The organism is Streptomyces pyxinae (assembly GCF_024756275.1).
GTDB classification, from domain to species: Bacteria; Actinomycetota; Actinomycetes; order Streptomycetales; family Streptomycetaceae; genus Streptomyces; species Streptomyces pyxinae.
In genome coordinates, this window is the sequence record NZ_JANUGQ010000013.1 from 91,351 (window position 1) to 106,165 (window position 14,815).

The following is a 14,815-nucleotide window of genomic DNA, read 5'->3' on the forward strand; positions in this document are numbered from 1 at the left end:
CCGGCATGGACGACGCCTCGCGGGCCGCCCGCGCGCTCTGGACGCTGTACGAACCGGTGCACGCCGTCACCTACTTCGCCCCGGAGGCCAGGGCCGCCTTCGAGACGACCGGGCTGCGCGGGGTCTGGCGCGGCTACTTCGCGGGCCGGGCGGCTCCGCTGGGCGCGGCCGGGCCCGGGGCGGTGGCCTCCGCCTTCTTCTCGTTCGCGCCCGCGATGGTCCGACGGGCGGTGCCCGGGGTCTGGGACGTGCTCCCGCCGGACCGGGCGCTGGAGGCGCGGTGCCTGGGCGCGAGCGCGGCGCTGCGCCGGATGCTGGCGGGCCGGGAGGCGGCCGTCGAGCGGGCCGCCGCGCTCCTCAGCCGGTACGCGCGGGACGTGGACGTGGCCGGGCGCCCGCTGGCCGCCGCCAATCTGGCGGTGGCGGCGCCGGAGGAGCCGTACGCCCTGCTCTGGCACGCCGCGACCGTGCTGCGCGAGCACCGGGGCGACGGCCATCTCGCCGCGCTGGTCGCCGCCGGGCTCGACGGCTGCGAAATCCTGGTGCTGCGGGCCGGCCACGATCTGCCCCGCACCGAGTCGCAGCCGTACCGGGGCTGGACCGACGCGGAGTGGGAGGCGGCGGCCGGCCGGCTGTGCGGGCGCGGGCTGCTGGACCCGGCGGGCACGGCCACCCCGGCGGGCCTGGAGACACTGGCCGCCGTGGAGCGGGCCACCGATCTGGCCGCCGCCCGGCCGTGGCGGGGCCTGCCCCCGGGCGCGGCGGACCGGCTGGCGGAGGCGCTGGGCCCGCTGGGCCGCGTCTGCGCCGGGGCGCTGCGCTTCCCCAACCCGATCGGCGTCCCCGCGCCCGACCCGGCGCCGGACGGCTCCGGGGTGCCCGGGGCTCCCGGAGCGCCCGACGCCCCCGGAGCGCCTGAGACTCCCGCTGCGCCCGGGGCCCCGGCGCCGACGGGCTGACCGCCCCGTTCGGAGCCGTACGCTCGGTTCGGAGCCGTACGCCGGAAGCCGACCGTACGTCCATACGTCCATACGTCCTACGGGGAGGTACGCCGGAAGCCGTCCGTCCCCGCAGGACCCCCGCACGCCCGGCCGGTCCCGGCCGCCGACCCGGCCGCTCGCCCGGGCGCCCCCGGCCGTCGCTCAGCCGTCCGAGCGGGAGCGCGCCTTGAACGCGGCCTTCCGGGCGTCCTTGGCGGCGTGCTTGTCCCGGTGGAGGCGGCCCATCGCCTCCAGGACCTCCGGGGTGGCCGGGTGGTCCACCCGCCAGGCCGTCTCGAAGAAGCCGCCGTACTGTCCGGTCAGGGACTCGATCAGGTCCTGGAGCTCCTCCAGGTCCCCGTCCGCGTCGAGTTGGGCGGCGATCGTGTCGACGGCCAGCCAGAAGATCATGGACTCGGGCGGCGGCGGGATGTCCGCGGCGCCCCGCTCGGCCAGCCACACCCGGGCCAGCCCGCCCAGTTGCGGGTCGTCCAGCACCTCGCGGGCGGCCGGCTCGGCCTCCGCGCCGACCAGGGCCAGGGCCTGCTGACAGCTGAGCCGGCGCAGCGGCGCACCCGGGTCGGCACCCCGGGCGGCGGCCAGCAACTCCCGGGCGGCGGCCAGCGGTTCGCGCCGCTCCAGCCACTTCCGGGTCTCCGCCCTGGCCGAGGCGTCCGGGTAGTCCCCGATGCCGTCCAGCAGCGCGTCCGCCCCCTTGTCGGCCAGCTCCCCGACGGCCGGCGCGGCCACCCCGGCCTCCAGCAGCCGGGTGCGGATGCCGTACAGCCCGAGGGGCGTCAGCCGGACCATCCCGTACCGGGAGACGTCCTCCTCGTCCAGCGCGGACCCGGCCCCGCCCGACACCGCGTCACCGGTCCCGTCCGTCCCCGCGCCGCCGGGCACGTCCGGCTCCTGGTCCTCCTCCGCCATCAGCGCCTCGTCCACCGGCGCGTACTGGACGAGACCGGTCGGTTCGAGCACCCGGAACTGGTCGTCCAGCCGCATCATCGCCTCGGAGACCCGCTCCAGGATGTCGTCGGTCGGCTCGGGCATGTCGTCCGGGACGATCACCGAGGCGGCGAGCGCGGGCAGCGGCACCGGTCCGTCGCCCGCGCCGCCCTCGCTGACGGTCAGCAGATAGAGGTTGCCCAGCACCCCTTCGAGGAACTCGGCCTCGGCCTCCGGGTCCCAGCCGAGGGCGTCGAGGTCGAAGGCACCGCTCTCGTCGAGGGCGTCGGCCAGATCGTCCAGCACCGGCGCGGTGGCGTCCGCGAAGGCCGCCTCCAGGGCGTCCAGCCAGATGGCCAGCACCTCGCGCGGCGAACCCCCGGTGATCAGCGCCAGTTGCTCGCCCGGCGCGGCGGTGCCGTCCTCCGCCTCGTCCGCCGAGGGATCGGTGACCTCGACCAGGCCGGTCTCGGCCGCGACCCGCCACGCCTCGGCGGCGCAGGCGGCACCGTCCTCGTCCGCGCCGAGCCCCAACACCTCGGCGGCGGCGGGCAGCTGGGCCTCGGCCAGCTCGCCGCCCGCGCCCACCCGGGTCTCCGGGCCGGCCCAGCGGGCGAGCCGGACGGCGCGGGCCAGCAGCGGGGCGGCGAGCGCCTCCCGGGCCAGCTCCGCGTCGGAGAGCAGCCGCACCGGCGGCAGGGTGGGGCGGGTCGCGGGCATCGGCTGGGTCTCCTCGTCAACGTGCGCGGTACACCGGGCGGCCCTGGTCTCCGACCGGCCGGCCAGCGCTTAGCGTAGACGCATTTGGGGGCATGCCAGACGGTTCATCCAATGCTCAACCGCCGTATGCCCGACACCCCTTGACAAGTCCCCCGCGCACACCGGACATTGACGCGCGTAGAAATCGCATACGGACCGCACCAGGCACGCCACGGACCGTACGCGGCACCCTCACCCTCCCTCGGAGCTCCGGAGCACATCGATGTCCAGCCCCATATCCCCGTCCCCCTCCCCGGCGTCCCCGGCCTCCCCGGTGTCCGCCGCACTGCCGCGCACCGCCGCCGTGGCCGCCGTGGTCGCCACCGCCCTCGCCGCGGGGCTGCTCGCCGGCCCGTTCGCGAGCGCGGCCCCGGCCGGGGACCCGGCGCCCGGGGCGGTCGTCCGCATCCATGACATCCAGGGCGCCACCCGGATCTCCCCGCTCGTCAACCAGCAGGTCACCGGGGTGACGGGCATCGTCACCGGGGTCCGGACGTACGGCTCCAAGGGCTTCTGGATGCAGGACCCGCGGCCCGACGCCGACCCGGCCACCAGCGAGGGCCTGTTCGTCTACACCGGCGGCGCGCCCACCGTGAAGACCGGCGACGCGGTCTCCGTCGCCGGCACGGTCGGGGAGTACGTGCCGGGCGGCACCGCCTCCGGCAACCAGTCGCTGACCCAGCTGACCAAGCCCACCGTCACCGTCGTCTCCTCGGGCAACCCGCTGCCCGCCCCGGTGACCGTCTCCGCCCGCACGGTCCCGTCCCGGTACACCCCGGCCGGCGACCCGGCCGCCGGGGGCTCGGTCAACGGCCTGGCGCTGAAGCCGCGTTCGTACGCCCTGGACTACTACGAGTCGCTGGAGGGCACCAACGTCCGGATCGGCTCCTCGCGGGTGGTGGGCGCCACCGACCCGTACAGCGAGCTGTGGGTGACGGTGAAGCCGCACGAGAACGACAACCGGCGCGGCGGCACCGTCTACGGCTCCTACACCGACCAGAACACCGGCCGGCTCCAGGTCCAGTCGCTCACCCCGACCGCCGAACAGCCCTTCCCCAGGGCGAATGTGGGCGATGTGCTCACCGGCACCACCGAGGGCCCGCTCGACTTCAACCAGTTCGGCGGCTACACCCTGGCCGCCCGGACGCCGCTGAGCGTCACCGACCGAGGGCTGAAGCGCGAGCGCACGGCCAAGCAGCGCTCGGGCGAGCTGGCGGTGGCGACGTACAACGTGGAGAACCTCGACCCGTCCGACCCGCAGGCGAAGTTCGACGCGCTGGCCCGGGCCGTGGTGGAGAACCTGGCCTCGCCCGACGTGCTGGCCCTGGAGGAGATCCAGGACAACACCGGCGCCAGGAACGACGGGGTGGTGGCGGCCGACCAGACGCTGAAGAAGTTCACCGACGCCATTGTGGCGGCCGGTGGACCGGCGTACGCGTGGCGCTCGATCGACCCGCTGAACAACCAGGACGGCGGCGAGCCGGGCGGCAACATCCGGCAGGCGTTCCTCTTCAACCCGGCCCGGGTCTCCTTCACCGACCGCGCCCCCGGCGACGCGACCACCGCGACCGGTGTCGTCCGGGAGCGCGGGCGGGCCGCCCTCACCCACTCCCCCGGCCGGATCGCCCCGGCCGACACCGCCTGGGAGAACAGCCGCAAGCCGCTGGCCGGCGAGTTCGTCTTCCGGGGCCGGACGGTGTTCGTGATCGCCAATCACTTCGGCTCCAAGGGCGGCGACGAGTCGCTGGTCTCCCACCACCAGCCGCCCAACCGCTCCTCCGAGGCCAAGCGGCTCCAGCAGGCGCAGGCGGTGAACGGTTTCGTCAAGGAGCTGCTGGCGGTCCAGAAGGACGCCAAGGTGCTGGCGCTGGGCGACATCAACGACTTCGAGTTCTCCGGTACCGCCCGCGCGCTCACCGCGGGCGGAGCGCTGCGGACGGCGGTCACCTCGCTGCCGCGCGCCGAGCGGTACTCGTACGTCTACCAGGGCAACAGCCAGGTGCTCGACCAGATCCTGACCAGCCCGTCGATCCGCCGCTTCGCCTACGACAGCGTGCACATCAACGCGGAGTTCGCCCAGCAGGACAGCGACCACGACCCGCAGGTGATCCGCTTCCGCCCGTAGGGCGCGGGGCCGGGGGCCGGCCGCAGGAGCCGGGAGGGCCCGTAGGGCGCGGGGCCGGCCGCAGGGCCCGGGGGGCCGCCCGCAGGGCCCGGGACCCGGTCGCAGGGCCCGAGACCGGCCGCAGGGCCCGAGGGGGCCGCCCGCAGGGCCCGGGCTCGCCACCGGTCCGGCGGGCGGACGGGCGCCCGCCGGGCCGCCCCGCCGTCCGTCCGCCGTGCAGCCGCTTTTTCGTCCGCTGTCCGTCCGTTCTCCGTCCGCCACCTGCCCGCTCCGGGCGGCCGGGGCCCGCCGGGCGGCCGGGGCCCCGGGCACGGCGAAGGGCCGGCCACCCGCGTGACGCGCGGGAGCCGGCCCTTCCGCCGGTGCGGCCGCCTCGCCTCAGGAGGGCCAGATGCCGGTGAGCTTGCGGACGCCGGTGGCGCCGCTGCGGTCCACCGCCGCCTTCACCACGGCGAAGATCGCGCCCTGCAGCGCCGCCGCCAGCAGGATCTCCCGCCAGGTGCGCTCCTCGTCCATGGCGTCCGGGGCGTCGCCGTCGCCCAGCAGGGCCCAGGTCTTCGCGAACAGCGTGCTCGCCAGCGCACCGCCGGCCATGCCCAGCGCGATGCCGACCGGGCGGTAAAGCAGCTTCTGCTTCCGCTTCTTCTTGCTCTTCGGGGGCTTCTGTCCTGTCGCCATCGGTCCCGGTCACCCCCACTTCCCGCTGCGGCGCAGCCGCCAGAGGACCACCCCGGTCACCACCAGCGCGGCCACGGCACCGAGCAGCGGCCCGGCGTTGCGGCGTACCGGCTCGGGGGTGTGCTCATGGACCAGCTTGGCGGCATGGGCCTTCACATCGGTCTTCGCCATCAGCTGGTCGATCGTGTCGCCCAGCTCCGCGCGCTTCTGCGCCGCTTCCAGCCGGAGCCGGTCGGGACTGGGCGAATCCGGCGTCTCCTTGGTCATCGGTGGACCCTCTCCTTGAGTTCGTCGACATCGGACCGCACCCCGTCGATGGCCCGTTCGGGCTTGGGCGGCACCGCGCTCTTGAGCTGCTTGCGGCCGAGGACGGCCAGGACACCGGCCACCACCAGGAAGACGGCGGTCGCGATGAGCACCGAGGCCCAGACGTCGAGGGCCAGATTCAGCAGCGCGGCGACCGTCGCCCAGATTCCGATCAGCCCCACGTACCCCACGGCGGCGGAGGCGCCCAGCAGACCACCGCCCTTGCCCGCGCGTTTGCCCTTCTGCACCATCTCCGCCTGCGCAGTGCGCATCTCGGTCCTGACCAGGTCGGTGAGCTGCTCCGATGCCTGCTTGACCAGCTCGCCGACCGTCGGTTCTCCGGCCACGTCCCATCGCCTCCCATCACGTACGGGGACGACCGGGTACCCCGGCACCGAAAACCCGAACCACCACACCCTTCAGCAACTCTTACCCATCAGCCCCAGTGGAACTAAGCAGACCTTCACCACCATCGACCGACAGCCTGCGCCCCTGTCCCCGGCGCCGACCGCCGCCCCTCGCCCCTTCGGCCGCGCCCTCCGCGCCCTCCGCGCCCTGGTCACCCCCTTCACCCCCGCCGGGGCGCTCGGTCCGGACCAGGCACAGGAACTGGCCGTCGCCCTGCTGGCCGAGGGGTGCGACGGGCTGGTGCTCAACGGGACCACCGGTGAGTCCCCGGCCAGTACGACATCCCGGCGCGGACCGGGTTACGCGTCGAGCCGGCCACCCTGCTGCGGCTCGCCGGGCACCCCCGGATCGTGGCGGTCAAGGACTGCTCGTACGACCTGCTGGGCGCCGCCCGGGCCATGGCCGTCGGCGCCCCGCCGGCGTACTGCTCGGGGAGCGAGGAGCTCAATCCACCGGGCCCTGCCGACCGGACCGGCGGCCCTACCGGACCGGCGGCCTGGGGCGGCCCGGCGGCACCCCGACCGGCCCGGCGGCGGCCGTCCGACCGCCGCCGGGATCAGCCGGAGCCCCGGGCTCGTTTCAGCGCGGAGCCCCGGGCTCAGTTGTGGCTGTGCAGGATCTCGTTGAGGCCGCCCCAGACCGCGTTGTTCGGGCGGGCCTCGACGGTGCCGGTGACCGAGTTGCGGCGGAAGAGGATGTTCGAGGCGCCGGAGAGCTCCCGGGCCTTGACGATCTGTCCGTCGGGCATGGTCACCCGGGTGCCGGCGGTGAGGTAGAGGCCCGCCTCCACCACGCACTCGTCGCCCAGCGCGATGCCGACGCCCGCCTCGGCGCCCACCAGGCTGCGCTCACCGATGGAGATGACCACATTGCCGCCGCCGGAGAGGGTGCCCATGGTGGAGGCGCCGCCGCCGATGTCGGTGCCGTCCCCGACGAGCACTCCGGCGGAGATCCGGCCCTCGACCATGGAGGTGCCCAGGGTGCCGGCGTTGAAGTTGACGAAGCCCTCGTGCATGACCGTGGTGCCGGCCGCGAGGTGGGCGCCGAGCCGCACCCGGTCCGCGTCCCCGATGCGTACGCCCTTGGGGGCCACGTAGTCGGTCATGCGCGGGAACTTGTCCACGCTGGTCACCTGGAGGTGCAGCCCCTCGGCGCGGGCGTTGAGCCGGACGCGCTCCAGGTCGTCCACGGCGACCGGGCCGAGCGAGGTCCAGGCGACATTGGCCAGCAGCCCGAAGATGCCCTCCAGGTTCTGGCCGTGCGGCTTCACCAGGCGGTGGCTGAGCAGGTGCAGCCGCAGATAGACGTCGTGCGCGTCGAGCGGCTTGTCGTCCAGCGAGGCGATGACCGTGCGCACGGCGACCACCTCGACCCCCCGGCGGGCGTCCACGCCGACGGCCTTGACGGCGCCTTCCCCGATCAGGTTGGCGGCCTGGTCCTCGGTGAGCCGCTCGGTGCCGGCCGGGCCGGGCGCGTCGGTCAGCTCGGGGGCGGGGAACCAGGTGTCGAGAACGGTGCCGTCGCCGGCGATGGTGGCGAGGCCGGCGGCGACGGCGCCGGTGGTGCGGGGTGCGGAAGTGGTGTCGGTCATGCGGAGAACCTAACCGGCGGGGGCGCGCCGGAGCCAACCGGTCTCACGGAGAGCGACCGGCTCCCGGCCCGCGCCCGGCACCCCCGGTGCGCCCGGTAACGTACTCGGGTTCCGCCCACATGATCGACGGAGTACGAGACCGCATGAGCGACCCCCAGGGCCCGGGCATACCTCCGGGTTACGGCCACCCCGCCCCGCCGCCCCCGCCCGGCGCACCCGGCCCGTCCTACCCGGCCGCCCCGGGCTGGGGCCCCGGTCCCGGCTGGTCGGCACCCCGGCCCGGCGTGATCCCGCTCGCCCCGCTCGGCCTGGGCGACATCTTCAACGGCGCCTTCACCACCCTCGGCCGCCACTGGCGCCAGTTGTTCGGCCTGGCCCTGGCCGCCTACGCGGTCGCCGCGCTGGCCGTCGTCGCGGTGGCGGGACTGGCGTATCTCGCGGTCGCGGGCGACATCGACCGCCTGGTCCACTGGTCCCACGACCGGGCGCCGGGGGTGGACGAGTTCCTGCCTCCGCTGATCGCGCTGGTCGTGGTCTACCTCTTCGGCTCCCTGGTCCTGCTCATCGCCAACGCGGTCGTCCAGGCCGGCTGCCCCGCCGTCCTCCAGGACGCGGTGCTCGGCCGTCCCACCACGATCGGCACCGTCTGGCGGCGGGTCCGCCGGCGGCTCACCTCGGTCCTGGGCGCGGTGCTGCTCACCGGGCTGATCGTGTTCGTCCCCGTCGTCCTGATCATCGGCACATTCACCGCCACCCTGCTGATCACCGTGATCACCTTCCACGACGGCGATGCCACGGCCGCCTTCGCCGTGCTCGGGCTGGCCGTCCTGGCCCTCCTCGTCGCCGGTCCGCTGGCCACCTGGCTCTGGGTGAAGTACAGCTTCGCCCCGGCCGTCGCGGTCTTCGAACGCAGCTCCGCCCTGACCGCCATGAGCCGCTCCTCCCGGCTGGTGAAGGGCTCCTGGTGGCGGGTCTTCGGCATCTCGATGCTCGGGTACCTGGCCGCCTCGGTGGCCGCCTATCTGCTCCAGCTCCCGTTCTCGCTCGCCGGCGGCCTCTTCAACCAGGCCCCCCAGCAGGGCGCCGACGCCCCCGAGGTCGTCGCCTTCGTCGTCATCGCCCTGGTCTTCGGCCTCGGCGGCCAGCTCCTGGGCCAGTTGCTGACCTCCGCGTTCCCGCAGCTGGTGATCTCGCTCCTCTACGTCGACCAGCGCATCCGCCGCGAGAACCTGGCCCCCACCCTGATGGCAGCCGCCGCACCCGCCGCGCCCCCGGCCCCCCAGCCGCCCGCGCCCACCGGAACCTAGCCGCCCGGGCGCCGCACCAGCCCGTCAAGCGCCTCCAAGGCCGGCCCCCAGGGGTACGGTCGCCTCTCCCCCGGCGGATTGGGCTCGAACCAGCCCGCCCCGTACAGCACCCGCACCCCGGCCACCCGCAACGCCTCCGGCGACACCGCCAGTCGCGGGTGCCGGGCGTACGCGGCATTGACGCACGGCACCACCGCCATGGGGATGCCCTTGCTCTGGTACCGGACGTTCTGCCGCATGGCAGGCACGTACGTGGGCGCCACATACCCGTGGTCCTCATCGGCCCGGTACAGCTGAGCCGACGAGTCGGTTGCAGGTCTTGAAGTCGCACCCACTTCCGTCGGCACCCCGCTGAGCGACCATGCGGTCACCTGGTGCGAGCAAGGCTCCATCGCGGGGGAGAATCGTGAAGGACCGACCATGCGCCATGAGTTCCGTCGTTCACCGGACATGGTGAACGAACCGCACGGCCCTGCCGGGCGACAGGCATTGCACCGGCTCGCCCAGGGCGCAGCCGATAGTCCGGCGCTGGTCATCGGGCTTCCTGCGGTGGCTCGGCTCGTCGGCAGCAGGCTCGGGGGCTGCGCCGACCCCGGCCGCCACCAGGGCCCCGGTCGCGGATCGCTGCACGGTGTCGTTTCCGCCCGACCCCGAGCGCGTGCGGCACCTGCGCCGTCCACCTCGGCCACCCCCAGTCGCCCCACCGCACCCGACCCGGCCGCTTCCATCCGCCCCACCACATCCGGTCACTCCGGCACCGACAGCGCTACCGATAACAGACCAACGCTCATGACACCCCGGCGAGAGGGATCCATGTCCTGCCGGCCCAGGTCGAGCAGCCCGTTCACCGTCCCGGCGGGCACGTCGGCTTCACCGGCCACCATGGGGAACCCGGCCTCGGTGGCGGTGACGGGGCGGTGCAGGCGGCGGGACAGAGCTTCCAGGACCAGGGGGCGTACGGGCTCCCTCGGCAGCTTGCCGCTGAGCCACTGGTGGACCGAGGGCTCCTGATACCGGAGCGGCATGCCGGTCTCGGTGCCCAGGCGGTTCACGGCCCGGGCGAACTTGACGCAGCGTCCACCCCGCCTCGCGGTGCAGACGCTCAAGTCCCTCGTTCCGCCGCGCTGTGCGCACCGGTGCCCGACTCCCTCGCCTCGCGGGGCCGTTCGCTGCGCGTGGTGCGGCTTCCACGGTAACGCTCGGCGTGGCCGCGTCCTTGCGGATGAGCGGACGACCACACGATCGACCCCGCGACGCTCGACACCTGGACCGGTGGTTGGGTCGCGCAGCTCGCGGCGCCCTCGGCCGTACGCATGGGGGCGGGGGCGGAGCAGATCCTCTGGGACGTGTCGACCGGTTCGCAGGCCCGGACGGCGCTCGCACCCGGGGGCGGGTGGAACGTGGTGCAGCGCGGGCCCGAGCGCCTGTGGGACCGGGTCGAACGGGCGGTGCGGCACTGGCAAGCCGTTGGTGAGCCGCGCCAGGAGGGCTTCGGCATCACGGTCTCCGCCGCCCGCCAGCGGGTGTGGATGGGTGCCGAGGACGGCCCGGGCTGGGACCTGCCGGTCTGACCCGGCGGCCCGGTTCAGGAGTCCGGGTGCCCGGTGCGGCCTGCTGACGCGGTGACAAATGTCATCGCGGAAGGTGACGAATGTGACGCATACACCGTCCCCCGCCCGAAGATACATTTCAGGTGGCGCGAACGACCATTCCGCGCCGGCTTCCACCTTCACCTTCCAGCCTTCAGGCACCACGAATCGGGGAAACGCATGCTGCTCATGAAGAACAAGGTCGCCGTTGTCGGTGCCGGGGTCGTCCTGGCCTTCTCTTCCGTCATCGCCACCGGATCGGCCGCCTCGGCCGCCCCCGCCGGCGAAAGCGCGGCGACCTCGGCACCGGCGTCGTGTGTGAAGATCAAGAAGTACACCAATGACCAGGGGTACCGCTCCTTCGAGGTCACCAACAAGTGCACGGAGACCAAGCGGGTCCGGGCCATCTTCAAGCGCGCCTACGACAGTTCGTGCGTCGCCATCGCCCCCGACAAGGTGAAGAATTTCGTCCCCAACGTGCCCATCGCGGACTGGGACCGGGTCGTCTCCTGCTGAGTTGTCGCACACGGGGGTCGTACAAAGGCCGGCCGGGGGAAAGTCCCCCCGGCCGGTCTTCGGTCTGTCCGGTGGCGCGGCCGACCGGGGCCGGTCAGAGCCAGCCTTGTCCGTCCGCTATGCGCATGGCGTCATAGCGATTGCGCGCCCCGAGTTTTTTGATCGCCGCCGAGGCGAGGTTACGGATTCTCCCGGTGGACAGGTGCAGTTCGCCCGCCATCTCCTTGACCGAGGCACCCGACGCCGTGAGCCGCAGCACGTCCACCTCGCGAGCCGTCAGGGGGTTGCCCCGGCTCACCGCCCCGGGCACGAGCCGCGGGTCGATGACCACCTGGCCGGACGCCACACCTCGCACGGATTCGATCAGTCGCCGCAGCCCGGCGCTCTTGGGTACGACGCTCAGCACACCGGCCCGTAATACCCGGTCGACGAAGCCGGCCGTCGGAGCGTCCACGGACAGTGCCACTTCACAGGTGGGGCGCGCCTTGCGCACCTCGGTGACGGCGGTCGTGCAGTCCCCGTCGATCCGTTCCGGGTCTATCAGGGCCACTTTCGCGTCCGTCCGCGCGACGGCTTCGACCAGTTCGTCGTAGCCGGTCACGACGATCACGACATCGAGCCCGTCCTCCTGATGCAAGGACGCGGCCATCATTTCCGCCCCGAGAAGGCAGCCACCAGCTACAGCGACGCGAATCGCCACGTTTCCCCCGCTCGATCCCATCCGGCTCACGAGACTTCACCGGTCCGGCGGGCAGCGACGAGAGCGGCATCGGCCGTGAGCCCTCCGGAACCACGGAATTCGAGTTCGCCCGGCAGCAGGCACAGTCCTTCACCTCGCCGTTACGCGGTTTTGTCGTGGAGCCGTTCCGGCCGGCCCTCCCCGTACCCGCATTCCGCCGCGCCGCCGGGGTTCCACGCCCAAACTAATCACCGCGGTGGGGCCGCTCAACAAGGTGAGCGACCAGTCCCATACAACGGCGGGATCAGCCGGACGCCCGCGAGCCCCGCGCGGCGGCGCCCGGGGCGTCCCCGCGGCTGATCGTCGGCTTCCCGCTCGCCGGCCGCCGGGCCGTGGAGATCCCGGGCTACCGGCTACCGGCCCGGGTCGTACGACGTGGTGACGGTGCCGGCCGGTTCCCCGGGGAAGGGCTGGGCGCCGGTGAGGTGAGGCTCGCGGTCGGTGCGGTCCTGGAGGAAGCGCTCGAAGAACGCGGTGACCCGGTAAACCGTGATCAGCCGTTGCGCGCGCTCGGCCAGCCGTGGCTGGTCCCGCTGGGGCCGGTCGGTGCCTCCGTACTGGGACAGGCAGGTGCCGGGAGCGGTGCCCGGCACGATGTCGTCATGGGCGGCCACCTGGCCGCTGCTGGGGGACCACTGCTTGTTGTAGAAGTCGTGATTCCCGCCGGTGAGCGTGTACTGGTAAATGGGCACCCGGTTGGCGGCGCGGTTCTGCTCGAAGTAGGAACCCGTGTTGACCTGGTCGCAGGTGCCCCACATCACGGCGAACGGTGTCCGGGTCACCGGTTCGCCGTCCCAGGTGGCGGTGGGGCCGAGGGTGAAGGCGGCCTTGATGTCGACGCCGGCCGGCCAGTGGGCGCGGGAGGAGTCGGCGATCTCCTGCATGACACCGCCGCCCCCCATGGAGTGGCCGAGGAGTCCGACCCGGCTCATGTCGAGCCTGCCACGGAAGCCGGCCGTGACCGGGGCCCCGGTGCGCGGGTCCGTGAGCGCGCCGCGCAGAGGGCCGGTGCCCGAGCCGGCGAGGGTCTGCCACATCCGCAGATGCCGGTCGAGCAGGGCGGCACGGGCCTTGTAGACGGTGTCGGCCTGTCCGGCGGCCGTGGCGTTGATGCCGTTGGCACCGACCGACACGACCACGAAGCCCCGCCGGGCCAGAGCGCGCGCCAGATAGTCGTACCCGGCGCTGCTGGGGATCGGGGCGATGCCGGGCGCGCAGGGCCACGCCCACAGCCGTGCGGCGATCCGTTCGAGGAGTGCGTTCTGCCGGTCCGCCTCGGCCTCGTCGCCCTGGCTCAGCGCGTGGTCGCGAGCCTTGATCGCGGCGGCGCGTTCGCTCTCGGCCGCGGCGTCGGCGCAGGTCTCCCAGGAGCCGTGCTGCATCAGGACCAGCGGGTGCCGGCCGGTGCCCGGGCGGGCGGGGTAGTAGACATCGGCGGCGAGTTCGGCGCGGCCCGTGTAACCGAGCGAGGCGGGGGGCCGGAACGCCTGGTCACCGAGGTCGTAACGGGCCGTCAGGACGGTGTCGGCGGCCGCCGGTTCCGCGTGTCGCCGCCCGGGCGGAGCGGTCGGGGCCGCCGCGTACGCGGGGGCGGCGGGGACGCAGAGCCCGAGGGCGCAGGCGAGGACGGTCAGGCGGGCGGGGAGCTTCATGGGGTCAGCCTGTCGTGGTGGGTCGGGCGGAAGCCGGGGGTGGACCGGAGCCATGGGCGGGGTGGGTTCACGGGCTCCTCGGCGCCGGTATGTCCTGGGCCGGGACAGAGGGCGAGGAGGCGGGGGGTGACGCGGGCATCGGGGCCGTGCGGGTGACGGTCGGGACAGGCACCGGCGCGGCGGGCAGGTCGTGGTGACGGGTGTCCCACCACAGCAGGGTCGCGCCGACCACGGCCAGCGCGGCCAGGACCAGTGCCGCGCGCCGGAGGTGGGGCCCGGCGGCGACCGGGGCGTACGGCGGCGCCGGCGGCCTCAGGTGCTCCGGCCCGACGAGCCGGGCCCGGGCGTCGAGGGCGGCCCGCAGACGCTCCCGCACGTCCTCGTCGTCCTCGTGCCGGCGGGCGGTCACCGGTCGGCCTCCAGGTGCCTGGCCAGCGCGGCCAGGGCGCGGCTGGCGGTGGACTTGACCGTGCCCCGGGACAGGCCGAGGGTCTGCGCGATCTGCGCCTCGGTCAGGTGGGACCAGTAACGCAGCACCAGGACCTCCCGCTGGCGCCGGGTCAGCCGGCCCAGCGCGCCGAGGACCTCGCGGTGCTCCTCGCGCAGCAGTACGTACTCCTCGGGCGGCGGACAGGGACGCTCCCGGGCGAGCGGGGCGCGGCGCGCGGTCCTGCGCCGGCGCAGCACGGAGCGGGAGGCGTTGACGACACTCGTACGCAGGTACGCCTCTGGCTCCCCCAGTTCGTCCAGGCGGTGGCCGTGGCGGCGCAGCAGTGCCGTGAAGGCGTCCTGCACCACGTCTTCCGCGGTGGCCAGGTCGTCGACGAGCAGTACGGCCAGGCGGATCAGGGCCAGGCGGCGGTGGTGGTAGAGGAGGCCGATGTCCATCTTCCCGTCCCGGCGGCGGGCATCCGGCGCGAGGGCGGGGTGAGCCGCCGCACCAGGGTCAGGAAGCGTGGCCACGGCGAGTCCCGGGGTGGCCCGCGACGGCCTGTCCGGGGAACGCGACAGCCTTCCCCATGTGCGCAGCACCGTACGCATCCCCCGCGCCGCGGCCACCGTGGCCACCGGGTCGCGCGGTGCTCCGGGGGTGTCGCGTGGACGAGAAGCCCACAGCACGGAGCCACCGGCCGCCCTCATATCACTCCCGCGGCCGGCGCGGTGCCCGGGAAGGGGGTACGGGCCGGGGCGAGGCGCGGCCGACCGAAGCGGGGCCC

The 14,815-nt window shown here is 74.1% G+C and carries 16 protein-coding genes and 1 pseudogene; 6 read left to right on the forward strand and 11 right to left on the reverse strand.

Annotated features, from left to right (window positions below):
* The first annotated feature begins 5 nt into the window (after positions 1–5).
* Complete coding sequence (locus NX801_RS16845; RefSeq protein WP_258788554.1) at positions 6–959, forward strand: SCO6745 family protein; 954 nt, start codon at positions 6–8, stop codon at positions 957–959.
* Between the two features lie 183 nt (positions 960–1,142).
* Here the strand turns inward: NX801_RS16845 and NX801_RS16850 are convergent, their stop codons facing one another.
* Complete coding sequence (locus NX801_RS16850; RefSeq protein ID WP_258788555.1) at positions 1,143–2,648, reverse strand: hypothetical protein; 1,506 nt, start codon at positions 2,646–2,648, stop codon at positions 1,143–1,145.
* A 262-nt stretch (positions 2,649–2,910) separates the two neighbouring features.
* Here NX801_RS16850 and NX801_RS16855 point away from each other — a divergent pair, with 262 nt between their 5' ends.
* Positions 2,911–4,812, forward strand: a complete 1,902-nt coding sequence (locus NX801_RS16855) for an endonuclease/exonuclease/phosphatase family protein (RefSeq protein ID WP_258788556.1) — start codon at positions 2,911–2,913, stop codon at positions 4,810–4,812.
* Between the two features lie 378 nt (positions 4,813–5,190).
* Here the strand turns inward: NX801_RS16855 and NX801_RS16860 are convergent, their stop codons facing one another.
* The 3 genes from NX801_RS16860 to NX801_RS16870 are packed head-to-tail and all read right to left on the reverse strand — an operon-like array spanning position 5,191 to position 6,143.
* Entirely contained in the window at positions 5,191–5,490 is a 300-nt protein-coding gene (locus NX801_RS16860; protein ID WP_258788557.1) for a DUF4235 domain-containing protein, read from the reverse strand.
* A gap of 9 nt (positions 5,491–5,499) precedes the next feature.
* Positions 5,500–5,757: a DUF3618 domain-containing protein gene (locus tag NX801_RS16865; RefSeq protein ID WP_258788558.1), complete on the reverse strand. Its 258-nt coding sequence runs from the start codon at positions 5,755–5,757 to the stop codon at positions 5,500–5,502.
* Positions 5,754–6,143, reverse strand: coding sequence for a phage holin family protein (locus NX801_RS16870; RefSeq protein WP_258788559.1), 390 nt, complete (start codon positions 6,141–6,143; stop codon positions 5,754–5,756). Before NX801_RS16870 ends, NX801_RS16865 begins: the two co-directional genes overlap by 4 nt.
* 145 nt (positions 6,144–6,288) lie before the next feature.
* Between NX801_RS16870 and NX801_RS16875 the strand changes: the two are divergent.
* A pseudogene (locus tag NX801_RS16875) lies at positions 6,289–6,659 on the forward strand (dihydrodipicolinate synthase family protein); the annotation flags it as partial.
* A 143-nt stretch (positions 6,660–6,802) separates the two neighbouring features.
* On the opposite strand, the gene dapD reads toward NX801_RS16875, so the two are convergent.
* Positions 6,803–7,795: a 2,3,4,5-tetrahydropyridine-2,6-dicarboxylate N-succinyltransferase gene (gene dapD / locus NX801_RS16880; protein ID WP_258788560.1), complete on the reverse strand. Its 993-nt coding sequence runs from the start codon at positions 7,793–7,795 to the stop codon at positions 6,803–6,805.
* A gap of 143 nt (positions 7,796–7,938) precedes the next feature.
* Between dapD and NX801_RS16885 the strand changes: the two genes are divergently transcribed.
* Positions 7,939–9,102: a DUF7847 domain-containing protein gene (locus NX801_RS16885; protein ID WP_258788561.1), complete on the forward strand. Its 1,164-nt coding sequence runs from the start codon at positions 7,939–7,941 to the stop codon at positions 9,100–9,102.
* On the opposite strand, the gene NX801_RS16890 is transcribed toward NX801_RS16885, so the two are convergent.
* Together NX801_RS16890 and NX801_RS16895 are read right to left on the reverse strand one after the other, a co-directional pair.
* Positions 9,099–9,341: a hypothetical protein gene (locus tag NX801_RS16890; protein WP_258788562.1), complete on the reverse strand. Its 243-nt coding sequence runs from the start codon at positions 9,339–9,341 to the stop codon at positions 9,099–9,101. The two genes, NX801_RS16885 and NX801_RS16890, sit on opposite strands and share 4 nt — an antisense overlap.
* Before the next feature lie 507 nt (positions 9,342–9,848).
* Positions 9,849–10,154, reverse strand: coding sequence for a hypothetical protein (locus NX801_RS16895; RefSeq protein ID WP_258788563.1), 306 nt, complete (start codon positions 10,152–10,154; stop codon positions 9,849–9,851).
* Positions 10,155–10,415: 261 nt separating this feature from the next.
* Between NX801_RS16895 and NX801_RS16900 the strand changes: the two genes are divergently transcribed.
* On the forward strand, positions 10,416–10,673 hold the full coding sequence (locus tag NX801_RS16900; protein WP_258788564.1) for a hypothetical protein: 258 nt from the start codon (positions 10,416–10,418) through the stop codon (positions 10,671–10,673).
* Between the two features lie 198 nt (positions 10,674–10,871).
* The gene (locus NX801_RS16905; RefSeq protein ID WP_258788565.1) at positions 10,872–11,207 is read left to right on the forward strand and encodes a hypothetical protein; all 336 of its coding nucleotides are present in this window, start codon (positions 10,872–10,874) and stop codon (positions 11,205–11,207) included.
* A 94-nt stretch (positions 11,208–11,301) separates the two neighbouring features.
* Here the strand turns inward: NX801_RS16905 and NX801_RS16910 are convergent, their stop codons facing one another.
* From NX801_RS16910 to NX801_RS16925, 4 genes are all read right to left on the reverse strand, one after another.
* Positions 11,302–11,907 carry a helix-turn-helix transcriptional regulator gene (locus NX801_RS16910; RefSeq protein WP_258788566.1) on the reverse strand — a complete coding sequence of 202 codons (606 nt, stop codon included), beginning with the start codon at positions 11,905–11,907 and terminating at the stop codon, positions 11,302–11,304.
* A 392-nt stretch (positions 11,908–12,299) separates the two neighbouring features.
* Positions 12,300–13,598 (reverse strand): alpha/beta hydrolase, encoded by a 1,299-nt coding sequence (locus tag NX801_RS16915; RefSeq protein ID WP_258788567.1) that lies wholly within the window; start codon positions 13,596–13,598, stop codon positions 12,300–12,302.
* Between the two features lie 67 nt (positions 13,599–13,665).
* Entirely contained in the window at positions 13,666–14,007 is a 342-nt protein-coding gene (locus NX801_RS16920) for a hypothetical protein (protein ID WP_258788568.1), read from the reverse strand.
* The gene (locus NX801_RS16925; RefSeq protein WP_428986170.1) at positions 14,004–14,639 is read right to left on the reverse strand and encodes an RNA polymerase sigma factor; all 636 of its coding nucleotides are present in this window, start codon (positions 14,637–14,639) and stop codon (positions 14,004–14,006) included. The genes NX801_RS16920 and NX801_RS16925 overlap by 4 nt, the downstream gene beginning before the upstream one ends.
* Between the last annotated feature and the right edge of the window lie 176 nt (positions 14,640–14,815).